The sequence below is a fragment of the Rahnella perminowiae genome, assembly GCF_019049755.1.
GTDB lineage: Bacteria > Pseudomonadota > Gammaproteobacteria > Enterobacterales > Enterobacteriaceae > Rahnella > Rahnella perminowiae.
The window spans coordinates 1-440 of the sequence record NZ_JAFMOS010000041.1 but is presented as its reverse complement, the minus strand read 5'-3'; the positions used below and the strand labels follow the sequence as shown (position 1 = coordinate 440).

Below are 440 nucleotides of genomic sequence, written 5' to 3'. Positions count from 1 at the left end.
AGCCCTATCCTTATCCCAATATTTTCTTCAGCGATCTCTGTAATCTGCGGCTTAACAATCTCATTCATTACTTCTATAAAATATGCTGCGCAATTAATAGCGTCAATAGCACTGTTTTCTAAGGTGTCATCCTCTTCATTTTTTTGGCTACGAAAGAATGCCATTACTGCATCCCCCATTATCCGGTGCACATGGCCGTCAAAAGCATTGATCGTTTCTATGGCTCCAGTAATTATATTATTCTTAAAAAGAAAAACATCTTCTGGTGAATAAGAAACTCCTAATTTCGTTGAGCCAATAATGTCCATGAACATCGTCACCACATATCCTAAAGAGGTCTTATTGTCACTTTCTAGGTGTTTAAACTCAGGATGAGTGCCAATTTCCGGCTCAATTAGTCGTGCTGGCTTTCCAAAAGCATTTCTTAAACTATGCACAGC

At 38.6% G+C, this 440-nt stretch carries 1 protein-coding gene; it reads right to left on the bottom strand.

From position 1 onward, the window contains the following. The coding region (locus J1785_RS00200) for an adenylate/guanylate cyclase domain-containing protein (protein ID WP_217218513.1) at positions 1-440 on the bottom strand (440 nt) is incomplete at both ends.